This window comes from Citrobacter sp. TBCS-14 (genome assembly GCF_005280805.1).
GTDB lineage: Bacteria > Pseudomonadota > Gammaproteobacteria > Enterobacterales > Enterobacteriaceae > Citrobacter > Citrobacter gillenii.
The window spans coordinates 162,568-177,828 of the sequence record NZ_SZWM01000476.1 but is presented as its reverse complement, the minus strand read 5'-3'; the positions used below and the strand labels follow the sequence as shown (position 1 = coordinate 177,828).

The 15,261-nt window shown below is 53.7% G+C and carries 13 protein-coding genes; 5 read left to right on the top strand and 8 right to left on the bottom strand.

Annotated features, from left to right (window positions below; all coding sequences use genetic code 11):
• Positions 1 to 86 precede the first annotated feature (86 nt).
• The 4 genes from FDX22_RS17805 (at position 87) to folA (ending at position 3,488) form a co-directional block, all read left to right on the top strand.
• The gene (locus FDX22_RS17805) at positions 87 to 320 is read left to right on the top strand and encodes a YgdI/YgdR family lipoprotein (protein ID WP_096758343.1); all 234 of its coding nucleotides are present in this window, start codon (positions 87 to 89) and stop codon (positions 318 to 320) included.
• Positions 321 to 424: 104 nt separating this feature from the next.
• Positions 425 to 955, top strand: coding sequence for a glutathione-regulated potassium-efflux system oxidoreductase KefF (gene kefF, locus FDX22_RS17800; RefSeq protein WP_115259486.1), 531 nt, complete (start codon positions 425 to 427; stop codon positions 953 to 955).
• The gene (gene kefC / locus FDX22_RS17795) at positions 948 to 2,810 is read left to right on the top strand and encodes a glutathione-regulated potassium-efflux system protein KefC (protein WP_146717556.1); all 1,863 of its coding nucleotides are present in this window, start codon (positions 948 to 950) and stop codon (positions 2,808 to 2,810) included. Before kefF ends, kefC begins: the two co-directional genes overlap by 8 nt.
• A 198-nt stretch (positions 2,811 to 3,008) precedes the next feature.
• Positions 3,009 to 3,488 (top strand): type 3 dihydrofolate reductase, encoded by a 480-nt coding sequence (gene folA / locus FDX22_RS17790; RefSeq protein WP_096758340.1) that lies wholly within the window; start codon positions 3,009 to 3,011, stop codon positions 3,486 to 3,488.
• A gap of 96 nt (positions 3,489 to 3,584) precedes the next feature.
• Here folA and apaH read toward each other — a convergent pair whose 3' ends face one another.
• Genes apaH through lptD form a run of 6 tightly spaced genes read right to left on the bottom strand, consistent with a single transcriptional unit; the run spans position 3,585 to position 10,346 of the window.
• Positions 3,585 to 4,433, bottom strand: a complete 849-nt coding sequence (gene apaH, locus FDX22_RS17785; protein ID WP_146717555.1) for a bis(5'-nucleosyl)-tetraphosphatase (symmetrical) ApaH — start codon at positions 4,431 to 4,433, stop codon at positions 3,585 to 3,587.
• Positions 4,434 to 4,443: 10 nt separating this feature from the next.
• Entirely contained in the window at positions 4,444 to 4,821 is a 378-nt protein-coding gene (apaG, locus tag FDX22_RS17780) for a Co2+/Mg2+ efflux protein ApaG (protein WP_096758338.1), read from the bottom strand.
• Between the two features lie 2 nt (positions 4,822 to 4,823).
• On the bottom strand, positions 4,824 to 5,645 hold the full coding sequence (gene rsmA / locus FDX22_RS17775; protein WP_096758337.1) for a 16S rRNA (adenine(1518)-N(6)/adenine(1519)-N(6))-dimethyltransferase RsmA: 822 nt from the start codon (positions 5,643 to 5,645) through the stop codon (positions 4,824 to 4,826).
• Entirely contained in the window at positions 5,638 to 6,630 is a 993-nt protein-coding gene (pdxA, locus tag FDX22_RS17770) for a 4-hydroxythreonine-4-phosphate dehydrogenase PdxA (protein ID WP_146717554.1), read from the bottom strand. Before pdxA ends, rsmA begins: the two co-directional genes overlap by 8 nt.
• Positions 6,630 to 7,916: a peptidylprolyl isomerase SurA gene (surA, locus tag FDX22_RS17765; RefSeq protein WP_146717553.1), complete on the bottom strand. Its 1,287-nt coding sequence runs from the start codon at positions 7,914 to 7,916 to the stop codon at positions 6,630 to 6,632. The genes pdxA and surA overlap by 1 nt, the downstream gene beginning before the upstream one ends.
• A 54-nt stretch (positions 7,917 to 7,970) precedes the next feature.
• Positions 7,971 to 10,346, bottom strand: a complete 2,376-nt coding sequence (gene lptD, locus FDX22_RS17760; protein ID WP_146717552.1) for an LPS assembly protein LptD — start codon at positions 10,344 to 10,346, stop codon at positions 7,971 to 7,973.
• A 255-nt stretch (positions 10,347 to 10,601) separates the two neighbouring features.
• On the opposite strand from lptD, the gene djlA reads away from it, so the two are divergent.
• The gene (gene djlA / locus FDX22_RS17755) at positions 10,602 to 11,414 is read left to right on the top strand and encodes a co-chaperone DjlA (RefSeq protein WP_096758333.1); all 813 of its coding nucleotides are present in this window, start codon (positions 10,602 to 10,604) and stop codon (positions 11,412 to 11,414) included.
• 104 nt (positions 11,415 to 11,518) lie between these two features.
• On the opposite strand, the gene rluA is transcribed toward djlA, so the two are convergent.
• Entirely contained in the window at positions 11,519 to 12,178 is a 660-nt protein-coding gene (gene rluA / locus FDX22_RS17750; protein WP_135912603.1) for a bifunctional tRNA pseudouridine(32) synthase/23S rRNA pseudouridine(746) synthase RluA, read from the bottom strand.
• Positions 12,179 to 12,189: 11 nt separating this feature from the next.
• The gene (rapA, locus tag FDX22_RS17745; RefSeq protein WP_146717551.1) at positions 12,190 to 15,096 is read right to left on the bottom strand and encodes an RNA polymerase-associated protein RapA; all 2,907 of its coding nucleotides are present in this window, start codon (positions 15,094 to 15,096) and stop codon (positions 12,190 to 12,192) included.
• Between the last annotated feature and the right edge of the window lie 165 nt (positions 15,097 to 15,261).

Sequence of the window (15,261 nt, the reverse complement as noted above, 5' to 3'; positions counted from 1 at the left end):
GTTCTGTATTTTCCCTGTTACTCAGTCAGTTAGCCTAAACTTAAACGGTATATCACTGAAAATGACTGAAAAGCAGGGAGAACACCATGCAAAAACATATTCTGATCACCTCCATTTTTACCGCAGCAGCGCTGTTCACCGTCGTCGGTTGTTCCTCCAACCAGGCGGTTAAAACAACCGACGGTAAAACCATTGTCACCAACGGCAAGCCGCAGGTGGATGATGATACAGGCCTGGTGTCGTATGAAAATGCGGAAACCGGTAAAACGGAACAAATTAACCGCGATCAAGTGAAAGATATGAGCGAACTCGACAACTAATTCAGTTTTCTCCATTCAGCTACTCAATAATATTGACTTTTAGCCTGCTGATTAACTGACTAAACTCACTGGTATTACAATAATGCAGTGATAGCAGGCTAATCATGATTCTCATCATTTATGCACATCCCTATCCGCAGCACTCGCATGCGAATAAGCGGATGCTTGAGCAGGCAAGGACGCTGGAGGGCGTAGAGGTTCGTTCGCTCTACCAGCTTTATCCCGACTTCAATATCGACATCGCCGCGGAGCAGGACGCGCTTTCACGCGCGAGCCTCATCGTCTGGCAGCATCCCATGCAGTGGTACAGCACACCGCCTCTCCTCAAACTGTGGATGGACAAAGTCCTCGCCCACGGCTGGGCGTATGGTCATGGAGGCACTGCGCTGCGCGGTAAACATTTGTTGTGGGCGGTCACCACCGGCGGCGGTGAAAATCATTTTGATATCGGCTCACACCCAGGTTTTGACGTGCTTTCTCAACCGTTGCAGGCCACGGCGTTATATTGCGGCCTGAAGTGGTTACCGCCGTTTGCGATGCACTGTACGTTCATCTGTGACGACGAAACGCTACAGGCTCAGGCGCGGCATTACAAGCAGCGCTTAATGGAGTGGCAGGAGGCACATCATGGATAGCCACACGCTGATACAGGCGCTGATATATCTTGGCTCAGCGGCGTTGATTGTGCCGATTGCGGTCCGGCTGGGGTTAGGGTCGGTACTGGGGTATCTCATTGCAGGGTGCATTATTGGCCCGTGGGGCTTAAGGCTGGTGACGGACGCCGAATCAATCCTGCATTTTGCGGAAATCGGCGTGGTGCTGATGCTGTTTGTCATCGGTCTGGAACTCGACCCACAGCGTTTGTGGAAGCTGCGGACATCGGTGTTTGGTGGTGGCGCGCTGCAAATGGTGGTCTGCGGCGGATTAATTGGTTTGTTCTGTATGTTCCTCGGCCTGCGCTGGCAGGTGGCTGTACTGATTGGCATGACGCTGGCTCTCTCCTCGACGGCTATCGCCATGCAGGCGATGAATGAACGCAACCTGATGGTGTCGCAAATGGGCCGCAGTGCGTTTGCCGTACTGTTGTTCCAGGATATTGCCGCCATTCCGCTGGTTGCCATGATCCCGCTGCTGGCGGCGAGCGGGGCGTCAACCACGCTCGGAGCGTTTGCGCTGTCGGCGCTGAAAGTGGCCGGTGCACTGGCGTTGGTGGTGGTTCTGGGTCGTTATGTCACACGACCGGCCCTGCGTTTTGTCGCGCGCTCCGGACTGCGGGAAGTGTTCAGCGCCGTCGCCCTGTTCCTGGTTTTTGGATTCGGTTTATTGCTGGAAGAGGTGGGCCTGTCGATGGCGATGGGCGCATTCCTGGCGGGCGTTTTGCTGGCAAGCTCGGAGTATCGTCATGCGCTGGAAAGTGATATCGAACCGTTTAAAGGGTTGTTGCTGGGGCTGTTTTTCATCGGCGTCGGGATGTCTATCGACTTCGGCACGCTAATTGATAATCCGCTACGTATTATTATTCTGCTGGCGGGTTTCCTGGCAATCAAAACCATCATGCTGTGGGTGATTGCTAAGCCGTTGCAGGTGCCGAACAAGCAACGTCGCTGGTTTGCCGTATTATTAGGACAAGGGAGTGAGTTTGCCTTCGTGGTGTTTGGTGCGGCGCAAATGGCCAATGTGCTTGATCCTGAATGGGCAAAAGCGCTGACGCTTGCAGTGGCGCTGTCGATGGCGGCCACGCCCATTTTGCTGGTTGTCCTGACGCGGCTGGAAAAATCGTCCACCGGTGAAGTGCGTGAGGCGGATGAAATCGATGAGGAGCAACCCCGGGTGATTATCGCCGGGTTTGGTCGATTCGGCCAGATAACCGGTCGCTTGCTGCTGTCGAGCGGGGTGAAGATGGTGGTACTTGATCATGACCCGGACCATATCGAAACGCTGCGCAAATTTGGAATGAAGGTTTTTTATGGCGATGCAACACGGATGGATCTACTGGAGTCTGCGGGGGCCGCGAAAGCGGAGGTGATCATTAATGCCATTGACGATCCGCAAACCAGTCTGCAACTGACCGAAATGGTGAAAGCACATTTCCCGCACTTGCAAATTATTGCCCGGGCGCGCGATGTTGATCATTACATTCGCTTGCGTCAGGCGGGGGTTGAGATGCCTGAGCGTGAAACCTTTGAAGGCGCGTTGAAAACCGGGCGCCTGGCGCTGGAGGGTCTGGGGCTTGGGCGCTATGAAGCACGTGAGCGGGCCGATTTATTCCGTCGTTTCAATACGCTGATGGTTGAGGAAATGGTGAAAGGTGAAAACGACGCGATTTCACGCGCGGCGGTATATAAGCGCACCAGCGCCATGTTGAGTGAAATTATTACCGAGGATCGTCAGCATTTGTCTCTGATTCAACGCCATGGCTGGCAAGGCACGGATGAAGGTAAACATACGGGAGACGTCGCAGATGAGCCGGAAGTGAAACCGTCAACATAGGGTAAAAAATGTGATGTTCTGCAAACTTTACTGCTAATTGACTGTTTTTGAACTACTGTAATGCTGGCAGCCCACTAAGAAGTCACGGACTCGCCAGCAGAACAGAAAATTTTCCTGCACATCTTCCTTTGGCTAGTCGACGAAAGAATGCGCTTTCCGTATAGTGGCGACAATTTTTTTGTATCCGGGAATTATTCAATGATCAGTCTGATTGCGGCGTTAGCGGTAGATCGCGTCATCGGTATGGAAAACGCCATGCCGTGGAACCTCCCTGCCGATCTCGCCTGGTTTAAACGTAACACCTTAAATAAGCCGGTTATTATGGGGCGCCATACCTGGGAATCCATCGGCCGACCGTTGCCAGGGCGTAAAAATATCGTCATCAGCAGCAAGCCGGGCACCGACGATCGCGTGCAGTGGGTGAAGTCTATTGATGAGGCGATTGCTGCCTGTGGCGATGAACCCGAGATTATGGTGATTGGCGGTGGGCGCGTGTATGAGCAGTTCCTGCCTAAAGCACAGAAGCTGTATCTGACGCATATCGATGCAGAAGTCGAAGGGGATACGCATTTTCCGGACTACGAGCCGGATGACTGGGAATCGGTCTTTAGCGAATTCCACGATGCCGACGCGCAAAACTCACACAGCTATTGCTTCGAAGTTCTGGAACGTCGTTAATCATGTAATTGCCGGATGGCGGCGAAACGCCTTATCAGGCCTACATCCGGCACTGGAGTAGGCCTGATAAGCGTAGCGCCATCAGGCATAAACATTTCAGGCGTTTACCGCCTCACCGGGATCCAGCTTCAGATGGCGATTTGACGGCTGAGTAAAGTACTGTTTGTCTTCCCAGCGCAGACAGGTGAGCTCCCCGCCCCAACAGCAGCCTGTATCCAGCGCGTAAACCCCTTCCGGCGTCCCTTTACCCTCCAGTGAGGCCCAGTGCCCAAAGGCAATGCTATAGGCGTCACTGACCGGTCCTGGGATGGCAAACCACGGTTTCAGTGGAGCGGGCGCGTCTTCCGGCGACTCTTTGCTGTACATATCCAGCTGGCCATTCGGGAAACAGTAACGCATGCGGGTAAAGGCGTTAGTAATAAAACGTAGGCGTGCCAATCCGGTCAGTTCCGGCGTCCAGTTATTTGGCATGTCGCCATACATGGCATCAAGAAAGAACGGGTACGAGTCGCTCGACAGCACGGCTTCGACATCTCGGGCGCAGTCTTTCGCGGTTTGGAGATCCCACTGTGGTGTAATCCCGGCATGCGCCATCACCAGCTTCTTCTCTTCATCAACCTGTAACAGCGGTTGGCGACGTAGCCAGTTCAGCAGAGAATCCGCATCCGGGGCATCGAGTAGCGGCGTGAGCCGGTCTTTGGGTTTATTCCGGCTGATGCCTGCAAATACGGCCAGCAGGTGCAAATCGTGATTACCTAAGACTAACCTTACGCTGTCGCCGAGCGATTTGACATAACGCAGTACGTCAAGCGAGCCGGGGCCACGCGCGACCAGGTCGCCTGTGAGCCATAAGGTATCTTTCCCAGGGGCAAAATTGACTTGATGCAGCAATGCGATCAGTTCGTCGTAACAACCGTGAACGTCGCCAATGAGGTATGTTGCCATAGCTATTGTTTTAGTGGATGAGCGTTGGAACGGCGAGCCTGAATACGGGAATGTCGATGGTAAAGGCAACGCCTTTCTCATCGATCATTTCGTAATGACCCTGCATGGTGCCCAGCGGGGTTTCAATCACCGCGCCGCTGGTATATTGGTACTCTTCACCGGGATCAATGTGGGGCTGAACGCCAACCACACCTTCACCCTGAACTTCGGTTTCACGGCCATGACCATTGGTAATCAACCAGTAACGTCCCAACAGTTGCACCGGCGCTCGCCCCAAATTGCGGATGGTTACGGTATAGGCAAAAACGTAACGTTCATCATCAGGTGAGGATTGCGCCTCAATATAGACGCTTTGTACCTGAATACACACTCGGGGCGAATTGATCATGCTTAACTCTCCTTCGATGACGCTTTTTCTGACAGATAGTTAGCCATCCGGCAGTATTGGGCGACAGAGATATTTTCCGCTCGCAGCGCCGGATCAACACCCAGTTCCGTCAGCACTTCAACGCTGAACAGATTACCGAGGCTGTTACGTACCGTTTTACGGCGCTGGTTAAACGCTTCGGTCGTAATGCGGCTCAGGACGCGAACGTCTTTGACCGGGTACGGCATCGTCGCGTGAGGGACCAGGCGTACAACGGCGGAATCAACTTTAGGCGCAGGCGTGAACGCGGATGGCGGTACTTCAAGTACCGGGATCACCTGGCAGTAATATTGTGCCATAACGGTTAGTCGACCATACGCTTTACTGTTTGGCCCTGCAACCAGACGGTTGACCACTTCTTTTTGCAACATGAAATGCATGTCGGCAATGGCATCAGTATAGGTAAAAAGATGGAACATCAGCGGCGTGGAGATGTTGTATGGCAGGTTACCAAATACGCGCAGCGGCTGACCCAGGGTTTGCGACAACTCGCCAAAGTCCATGGTCATAGCATCTTGCTGATAGATAGTCAGCTTCGGCCCTAAAAACGGGTGCGTTTGCAGGCGTGCGGCCAGATCGCGGTCCAGTTCAATGACCGTGAGCTTGTCCAGACGTTCACCTACCGGCTCGGTTAATGCCGCAAGGCCCGGGCCGATTTCGACCATGGCCTGACCCTTTTGCGGGTTGATAGCAGAGACAATACTTTCGATCACAAACTGATCGTTGAGGAAGTTTTGCCCGAAACGTTTACGGGCTAAATGGCCCTGATGGACTCGATTATTCATTAGTATTAACAATCATTTTGATGGCGAGGTTAAGCGCCGTAATAAAACTGCCGACATCTGCTTGCCCACGACCCGCAAGTTCGAGTGCGGTGCCGTGATCAACGGATGTGCGAATAAAGGGCAGGCCCAGTGTGATATTCACACCGCGACCAAATCCTTGGTATTTTAGCACGGGGAGACCCTGATCGTGGTACATTGCCAGCACGGCATCCGCGCTATCGAGATATTTAGGTTGAAACAGGGTATCTGCGGGCAGTGGACCGCGTAATTTCATTCCCTGAGCACGCATTTCATCCAGTACTGGAATGAGCGTATCGATCTCTTCCGTCCCCATATGACCGCCTTCCCCCGCATGTGGGTTCAGGCCGCAGACCAGAATCTGCGGATCGTTCAGGCCAAACTTGGTACGTAAATCATGGTGCAGAATGCCGATCACTTCCCGCAGTAGTGTGGGCGTAATGGCATCGGCAACGTCTCTGAGCGGCAGGTGCGTGGTTGCCAGGGCAACGCGCAACTCCTCGGTCGCCAGCATCATCACGACTTTTTTCGCCTGCGAGCGTTCTTCAAAGTACTCAGTGTGTCCGGTAAACGGCACGCCGGCATCGTTGATCACGCCCTTGTGAACCGGGCCAGTAATCAGCGCGGCGAATTCACCGTGTAAGCAACCGTCGCATGCGCGAGCCAGCGTATCAATCACATACGGTCCATTCTCTACCGCCAGTTGCCCCGCAATGACAGGGGCCCGCAGCGCAATCGGTAACAGCGTCAATGTGCCCGCTGCTTGTGGTTTGGCTGGGATATCAGGAGAGTAGGGGAGGAGCGAAAGCGGTAAACCGAGCATAGCTGCTCGGTTCGAAAGTAATGCGGCATCGGCGCAGACGACGAGTTCAACCGGCCACTCACGCTGCGCAAGCTGGACCACCAGGTCCGGACCAATCCCGGCGGGTTCGCCGGGAGTGATGACAACGCGTTGAGTACGGACCATTAGTTGCTCAGAATTTTAACGTACGCGCTGGCACGCTGTTCTTGCATCCAGGTCGCGGCTTCTTCAGAGAACTTACGGTTCATCAGCATGCGGTAGGCTCTGTCTTTCTGCGCGGCGTCAGTTTTATCAACGTTACGCGTGTCCAGCAGTTCGATCAGGTGCCAGCCAAAAGAGGAGTGCACCGGAGCGCTCATCTGACCTTTGTTCAGTCGGGTCAGCGCATCGCGGAAGGCTGGATCGAAAATATCCGCTGCCGCCCAACCCAGATCGCCGCCCTGGTTTGCAGAACCAGGATCCTGAGAGAACTCTTTAGCCGCGGCGGCAAAGGTCGTTTTACCGCTCTTAATATCAGCCGCGATTTGCTCCAGTTTCAGACGCGCCTGCTGATCGGTCATGATCGGAGACGGTTTCAGCAGGATATGGCGGGCATGAACTTCCGTTACGGAGATGCTCTGGCTCTGGCCACGCATATCGTTGACTTTCAGAATGTGGAAGCCGACACCTGAACGAATCGGGCCGATGATATCGCCTTTTTTCGCAGTGCTTAGTGCCTGTGCAAAGATGCCTGGCAGTTCCTGAATACGTCCCCATCCCATCTGGCCGCCTTTCAGCGCCTGCTGGTCTGCGGAATAGGTGATCGCCAGTTTACCGAAATCGCTACCGTTACGTGCTTCTTCGACGACAGCACGCGCCTGGCTTTCTGCTTCATTAACCTGGTCGGAGGATGGGTTTTCCGGTAACGGAATCAGAATGTGGCTCAGGTTCAGCTCAGTGCTGGCATCATTTTGATTGCCAACCTGCTGAGCCAGAGCATCCACTTCCTGCGGCAGAATGGTGACGCGACGGCGAACTTCATTGTTACGCACTTCAGAGATGGTCATCTCTTTACGGATCTGGTTACGATAGGTCGAATAGCTCAGACCATCGTGGGCCAGACGACTGCGCATCTGGTCCAGTGTCATATTGTTCTGCTTAGCGATGTTGGCGATGGCCTGATCCAACTGCTCATCAGTGATTTTCACCCCCATCTTCTGACCCATCTGCAGAACGATTTGATCCATGATCAAACGTTCGAGGATCTGATGGCGCAGCGTTGCGTCGTCGGGTAATTGCTGACCCGCCTGACCCGCATTAAGTTTTACTGACTGCATTAAGCCATCAACGTCGCTTTCCAGAACGACGCCGTTATTGACGACGGCTGCGACTTTATCGACTACCTGTGGGGCAGCGAAACTGGTATTCGCGACCATGGCGAAACCGAGAAGCAGCGTTTTCCAGTTCTTCATACTTTTTCCATTATTAATTAACCGCAATGCGGATTACGTTTTAAATCAATCAGATCATAAAGCGCTTTGATACGGCAAAATGTTCGAACGCAACATTTGGTTGGTGCCGAGACCATAGTTAGAGCTCAGACCGCGCAGTTCGATGTTAAAGCCGATCGTGTTGTCATAAATCGCGTGTTGCTGTTTGTCATCCCAACCGTTCAGCTTACGCTCGTAGCCAAAGCGAATGGCATAACAGCAGGAGTTGTACTGCACGCCCAGCATCTGGTCAGCAGGTTTATTGACGTTCGTATCGAAGTAATAAGCCCCGACAATTGACCAGCGGTCAGCAATCGGCAAGCTGGCCACGGCGCCCACTTGAGAAATCCCGTTTTCATACTGCGCCTGATTCCATTTATTTTTATCCTTACTGTCATTCGGCAGTGTGGCCTGGATGTATTCCGGGCTGGCGTAACGGTAGTTCAACTGCAGCAAACTGTTTTCGTCGCGACGGTATTCGATGCTGCTGCTGCTGGTGGCGACACTATCCAAACGGGTATCGTACTGGATCCCGCTGCGTAAACCCCAACGATCGGAGATGCGCCAGTAGGTATCGCCTGCCCACACCAGTGAACCGGTTTTGTCATCATTCTCCCATTTTATGTGGTCATCACCGGTGCGAGACTCGGTGAAATAGTAGATTTGACCCACAGAAATGTTAAAACGTTCAACTGCGGCGGCGTCATATACGCGAGATGTGACCCCGGTCGTTACCTGGTTGGCCGAGGCAATACGGTCCAGACCGCCATAGGTGCGGTCACGGAACAGGCCGCTGTAGTCAGCTTGCAGCAGGGAAGAGTCGTAGTTATTAATGTTGCTTTGATCGCGGTATGGCACGTATAAATACTGCGCGCGCGGCTCCAGCGTCTGGGTATAACCCGGTGCCAGCATTGCCATATCGCGTTCAAAGATCATCTTACCGTCGACTTTAAACTGCGGCATGACGCGGTTGGCTGATTCATCCAGCTTATTTAGGTTGTTGGGATTATTGTTGTACGAATCCAGATTACTCTGCTGATAGTGCGTAGCCAGCATTTTGGCTTCAGTGTTGATACTTCCCCACTGATTGGACAACGGCAGATTGATGGTCGGTTCGAGGTGTAAACGCGTTGCTTCCGGCATGTTGTCGGTGGTGTTAACGAAATGTACCGCCTGCGCATAAACGCGGGTATCAAACGGACCAACATCGTTTTGATAGAAGTTGACGTCTAACTGAGGTTCGGCGGAATAGCTACTGGTGCTCTGATCGTCAAAGACCTGGAACTGTTTGGTGGAAACTGTCGCATCAAAGTTCTGTACCGCGTAGCCGACGCTGAATTTCTGCGTGGCGTAGCCGTCGGTACTGGAACCGTACTTGTTATCAAAGTCATTGAAATAACTAGAGTCGCTGACCTTGGTGTAGTCGACATTGAAGCGCCACACCTGGTCCATCACGCCAGCGTGTTGCCAGTAGAACAACCAGCGGCGTGAGTTGTCATCCTTCGAGTTTTCATCCTCGTAGACTTTATCGGAGTTCAAATAGTCGAATTCCATCAAACCGGCACCCGCCTGGCTGAGGTAACGGAATTCGTTCTCCCACATCACGCCGCCACGACGGTGCATGTAATGCGGTGTAATGGTGGCGTCCATATTGGGCGCGATGTTCCAGTAATACGGCAGGTAGAACTCAAAATAGTTATTGCTAGTGTATTTTGCGTTCGGGATCAAGAAACCGGAGCGGCGTTTGTCGCCGACGGGCAGCTGCATATACGGGCTGTAAAAGACCGGAACCGGACCCAGTTTAAAGCGGGCGTTCCAGATTTCCGCGACCTGTTCTTCGCGATCGTGGATCACTTCGCTACCGACAACGCTCCAGGTATTCGAACCCGGTAGACAGGAAGTGAAGCTCCCGTTTTCCAGAATGGTGTAGCGGTTTTCACCACGCTGTTTCATCAGGTCGGCTTTACCGCGTCCCTGACGACCGACCATCTGATAGTCTCCTTCCCAGATGTTGGTATCTTTGGTATTCAGATTTGACCAACCCTTCGGCCCCTTCAGAATGACCTGATTGTCATCATAGTGGACGTTACCCAGCGCATCGACGGTACGGACCGGCTCCGGCAGACCCTCGGCCTGCTTCTGGTGCAACTGCACTTCGTCAGCCTGCAGGCGGCTGTTACCCTGTGCGATATCCACGTTGCCAGTAAACACGGCGTCATCCGGGTAATTCCCTTTCGCGTGATCGGCATTGATGGTAACAGGTAATTCATTGGTCTCGCCCTGCACCAGAGGACGGTTATAGCTTGGCACGCCCAACATGCACTGTGAGGCGAGATCGGCTGCCAGACCCTGTTGACTATAAAGGGCGCTGGCAATCATGGTGGCCAGAAGAGTGGGAATACGTTTTTTCATACGTTGTATTTATTGTTCCATCATCAGTAGCGTCGCGCGTGACAAACGGTCACAGCCTAACTTATCTCATCTTCACTGCGCTAGTGTTAATCCTGCCCATTTAGGCATCCGTGGTGTTAGGCACGGCATTGAATGACAGGTATGATAATGCAAATTATAGGCGATGTCCCACAATTGACCGCTGCCGTAAAACGGTAAAAGCACCTTATATTGTGGTACATAGCCCGGCTGGCAGCGTAAAGATTTGGGGAGTCTATGCAGTATTGGGGAAAGATTATTGGTGTCGCCGTGGCCTTAATGATGGGCGGCGGCTTCTGGGGCGTGGTTTTAGGCCTGCTTGTGGGTCATATGTTCGACAAAGCCCGCATGCGCAAAATGGCGTGGTTTGCCAATCAACGTGAACGTCAGGCGCTGTTTTTTGCCACCACCTTTGAGGTGATGGGACACCTGACCAAATCAAAAGGACGCGTCACGGAAGCCGATATTCATATCGCCAGCCAGCTGATGGACCGGATGAATTTACACGGTGACTCACGTACCGCTGCGCAGCATGCCTTCCGGGTGGGAAAATCAGACAATTACCCATTACGTGAAAAAATGCGCCAGTTTCGCAGTGTCTGTTTTGGCCGCTTCGACCTGATCCGTATGTTTCTGGAGATCCAGATCCAGGCGGCGTTTGCGGACGGGTCGCTGCATCCTAACGAACGTGAAGTGCTGTATGTGATTGCTGAAGAGCTGGGGATCTCGCGCGCGCAATTTGATCAGTATCTGCGCATGATGCAGGGTGGTGCGCAGTTTGGTGGTGGATATCAGCAACAGTCTGGCGGTGGCTGGCAGCAGGCACAGCGTGGCCCGACGCTGGAAGATGCGTGTAATGTGCTGGGTGTTAAAGCGACCGACGATGCCACTACTATTAAGCGCGCTTATCGTAAACTGATGAGCGAGCACCATCCCGACAAGCTGGTCGCGAAAGGACTACCGCCGGAGATGATGGAAATGGCCAAGCAGAAAGCGCAGGAAATTCAAAAGGCTTATGAGTTAATTAAAGAACAGAAAGGCTTCAAGTAAGCGGCAGAATAAGTTGCCGGATGGCGGCTAGCGCCTTATCCGGCCTACGTTGAAGAATGTAGGCCGGGCAAGCGTAGCGCCCCCGGCACAGAGCAGCACAAAATTTAAAAATCTGCCGGGACTTTAAAGGTCATACTATTGCCATACTCGGGATGAGTAATGGTGAGCATCTCGGCATGCAGCAGCAGGCGTGGCGCTAACGCCAGGGCTTCCGGCGGGGCATAGAAGCGGTCACCCAGAATCGGATGCCCTAACGCCAGCATATGCACGCGTAGCTGATGAGAACGCCCGGTAATGGGTTTCAGCACCACCCGCGCGGTATTATCCGTCGCGAATTCCACTACTTCATACTCAGTCTGCGCGGCTTTGCCCGTCTCATAACAGACTTTCTGTTTTGGTCGGTTCGGCCAGTCGCAAATCAGCGGTAAATCCACCAGTCCCTCGGCGGGTGAGGGATGCCCCCACACGCGTGCGACATACTGCTTCTTCGGTTCGCGCTCGCGAAATTGACGCTTTAGCTCGCGCTCTGCCGCTTTGGTCAGCGCCACTACAATCACGCCGCTGGTGGCCATGTCCAGGCGATGCACTGATTCTGCCAGTGGATAGTCGCGTTGAATACGCGTCATCACGCTGTCTTTGTGCTCTTCAAGGCGACCCGGCACGGACAACAAGCCGCTCGGCTTGTTGACCACCATAATGTGTTCATCCTGATACAGGATAACCAGCCAGGGTTCCTGCGGCGGATTGTAGTTTTCCATCCCCATGTATGGCTCCGTTACTGATGCGTCACGACGATCAGGCGTAAGGCATCCAGACGCCAGCCGGCCTGATCCAGGCTTTCCATCACCTGCTGACGGTTGCTTTCAATCGCGGCAAGTTCGTCATCACGGATGTTCGGGTTAACGGCGCGCAGCGCTTCCAGACGCGACAGTTCTGCAGACAGCTTCTCATCCGCTTCTTTACGTGCGGCGTCGATCAGCGCGCGGGCAGATTGCTCAACCTGCGCTTCACCCAACTGCAGAATCGCATGGACATCTTGCTGCACGGCGTTGACCAGCTTGCTACCGGTATGGCGATTAACGGCACTGAGCTGGCGGTTAAAGGTTTCAAACTCCACCTGAGCGGCGAGGTTGTTACCGTTTTTATCCAGCAACATGCGCACCGGCGTCGGTGGCAGGAAGCGGTTGAGCTGCAGTTGCTTCGGTGCCTGCGCTTCGACCACGTACACCAGTTCAACCAGCAGGGTACCAACCGGCAATGCTTTGTTTTTCAACAGAGATATGGTGCTGCTGCCGGTATCACCAGACAGGATAAGATCCAGACCGTTACGGATCAGCGGATGCTCCCAGGTGATAAACTGGGCGTCTTCACGCGACAGTGCAATATCTCGCTCAAAGGTAATGGTGCAGCCGTCTTCAGGCAACCCCGGAAAATCCGGGACCAGCATATGATCGGACGGCGTCAGCACAATTAAGTTGTCCCCGCGATCGTCCTGATTAATACCGACGATATCAAACAGGTTCATGGCGAAGGCGATCAGACTGGTGTCGTCATCCTGCTCCTCAATGCTCTCAGCCAGCGCCAGCGCTTTTTCGCCGCCGTTGGAGTGAATCTCGAGTAGACGGTCGCGCCCTTGTTCCAGCTGCGCTTTCAGTGCGTCATGCTGTTCACGGCAGGCTTTGATCAGATCATCAAATCCTTCGTTGTTTTCCGGCTCCGCCAGATAACCAATCAGGTTGTTATAGACCGTATCATAAATCGTACGCCCGGTCGGACAGGTGTGCTCAAACGCATCCAGACCTTCGTGGTACCAGCGCACCAGCACGGACTGGGCGGTTTTTTCCAGGTACGGGACGTGGATCTGAATATCGTGCGCTTGACCAATACGGTCCAGACGTCCAATACGTTGTTCCAGCAGATCCGGGTTAAACGGCAGGTCAAACATCACCAGGTTGCTGGCGAACTGGAAGTTACGGCCTTCAGAACCGATCTCCGAGCACAGCATCACCTGTGCACCGCTGTCCTCTTCGCTAAACCAGGCGGCAGCACGGTCACGTTCGATGATCGACATACCTTCATGGAATACGGCAGCGCGAATGCCTTCACGCTCGCGCAGCACCTGCTCCAGCTGCAACGCGGTGGTCGCTTTCGCACAGATAACCAGTACTTTCTGCGAACGATGACTGGTCAGGTAGCCCATCAACCATTCAACGCGTGGGTCGAAGTTCCACCAGGTGCCGGTATCGCCTTCGAACTCCTGATAAATCTGCTCCGGATAGAGCATGTCGCGGGCGCGCTCTTCTGCGCTTTTACGTGCGCCCATAATGCCGGAGACTTTAATGGCTGTCTGGTATTGGGTCGGCAGCGGCAGCTTAATAGTATGCAGTTCGCGTTTCGGGAAACCTTTCACCCCATTACGGGTGTTACGGAACAGTACGCGGCTGGTGCCATGGCGGTCCATTAGCATGGAAACCAGTTCCTGGCGCGCGCTCTGGGCATCTTCACGATCGCTGTTAGCAGCTTGCAGCAGCGGCTCGATGTCCTGCTCACCAATCAGATCGCCGAGCATGTTCAGCTCATTGTTGCTCAGTTTGTTGCCTGCCAGCAGCATGGCGACGGCATCGGCTACCGGACGGTAATTTTTTTGCTCTTCAACAAACTGCTCGAAATCGTGGAAACGGCTTGGGTCCAGCAGGCGTAAACGCGCAAAGTGACTTTCCATACCCAGCTGTTCCGGCGTTGCGGTCAGCAGCAAGATGCCCGGTACGCACTCGGCCAGTTGTTCGATCGCCATATACTCGCGGCTTGGCGCATCTTCGCTCCACACCAGGTGATGAGCTTCATCGACCACCAACAGATCCCATTCTGCTTCACACAAATGCTCCAGACGCTGCTTGCTACGACGCGCAAAATCCAGAGAGCAGATGACAAGCTGCTCGGTTTCAAACGGATTGTAGGCATCGTGCTGCGCTTCGGCATAGCGCTCATCATCAAACAGCGCAAAGCGCAGGTTGAAACGGCGCAGCATTTCGACCAGCCATTGGTGCTGTAACGTCTCAGGGACGATGATCAGCACGCGTTCGGCGGCACCGGACAGCAGTTGCTGATGCAGGATCATCCCGGCTTCAATGGTTTTTCCCAGGCCCACTTCATCTGCCAGTAAAACGCGAGGGGCATGGCGACGACCGACATCATGGGCAATATTAAGCTGGTGGGGGATCAGGCTGGTACGTTGACCGCGCAGACCACTCCACGGCATACGATACTGTTCGCTCTGAAATTTACGCGCACGATAGCGCAGCGCAAAGCGGTCCATACGGTCGATTTGGCCAGCAAACAGACGATCCTGAGGTTTGCTGAACACCAGCTTGCTGTCGAGCAGGACTTCGCGCAGCACGACGCCGGTTTCTTCGGTATCAAGGCGGGTTCCGATATAGGCAAGCAGTCCGTTTTCTTCTTTTACTTCATCGACATGCAATTGCCAGCCTTCATGGCTAGTGATCGTATCACCAGGATTGAACATCACGCGGGTCACAGGGCAGTCACTGCGCGCATACAGACGGTTTTCACCCGTCGATGAGAAAAGTAAGGTGACGGTTCGCGCATCCATGGCGACAACGGTACCAAGTCCCAATTCGCTTTCTGTATCGCTGATCCAGCGTTGACCAAGTGTAAAAGGCATATGTGTTCGGCTCTATATCTTTAATTGCAGGCAATACTCGTCATGTATCGGGTAACCCGAGTTTTCAGAGCATACGACCCCGCTACCAGGCTAGTGAATCAGTGGTAGTGGTGTTAAATGGGTCCAGGAATGGAAAGGGCGCTATGGTACTGGATGGCGACGGTT

What these genes read in the sequence shown, in the direction of transcription:
- FDX22_RS17805 (WP_096758343.1), top strand. Translation starts at nt 87, where the DNA reads ATGCAAAAACATATTCTGATCACCTCCATTTTTACCGCAGCAGCGCTG.
- kefF (WP_115259486.1), top strand. Translation starts at nt 425, where the DNA reads ATGATTCTCATCATTTATGCACATCCCTATCCGCAGCACTCGCATGCG.
- kefC (WP_146717556.1), top strand. Translation starts at nt 948, where the DNA reads ATGGATAGCCACACGCTGATACAGGCGCTGATATATCTTGGCTCAGCG.
- folA (WP_096758340.1), top strand. Translation starts at nt 3,009, where the DNA reads ATGATCAGTCTGATTGCGGCGTTAGCGGTAGATCGCGTCATCGGTATG.
- apaH (WP_146717555.1), bottom strand. Translation starts at nt 4,433, where the DNA reads ATGGCAACATACCTCATTGGCGACGTTCACGGTTGTTACGACGAACTG.
- apaG (WP_096758338.1), bottom strand. Translation starts at nt 4,821, where the DNA reads ATGATCAATTCGCCCCGAGTGTGTATTCAGGTACAAAGCGTCTATATT.
- rsmA (WP_096758337.1), bottom strand. Translation starts at nt 5,645, where the DNA reads ATGAATAATCGAGTCCATCAGGGCCATTTAGCCCGTAAACGTTTCGGG.
- pdxA (WP_146717554.1), bottom strand. Translation starts at nt 6,630, where the DNA reads ATGGTCCGTACTCAACGCGTTGTCATCACTCCCGGCGAACCCGCCGGG.
- surA (WP_146717553.1), bottom strand. Translation starts at nt 7,916, where the DNA reads ATGAAGAACTGGAAAACGCTGCTTCTCGGTTTCGCCATGGTCGCGAAT.
- lptD (WP_146717552.1), bottom strand. Translation starts at nt 10,346, where the DNA reads ATGAAAAAACGTATTCCCACTCTTCTGGCCACCATGATTGCCAGCGCC.
- djlA (WP_096758333.1), top strand. Translation starts at nt 10,602, where the DNA reads ATGCAGTATTGGGGAAAGATTATTGGTGTCGCCGTGGCCTTAATGATG.
- rluA (WP_135912603.1), bottom strand. Translation starts at nt 12,178, where the DNA reads ATGGGGATGGAAAACTACAATCCGCCGCAGGAACCCTGGCTGGTTATC.
- rapA (WP_146717551.1), bottom strand. Translation starts at nt 15,096, where the DNA reads ATGCCTTTTACACTTGGTCAACGCTGGATCAGCGATACAGAAAGCGAA.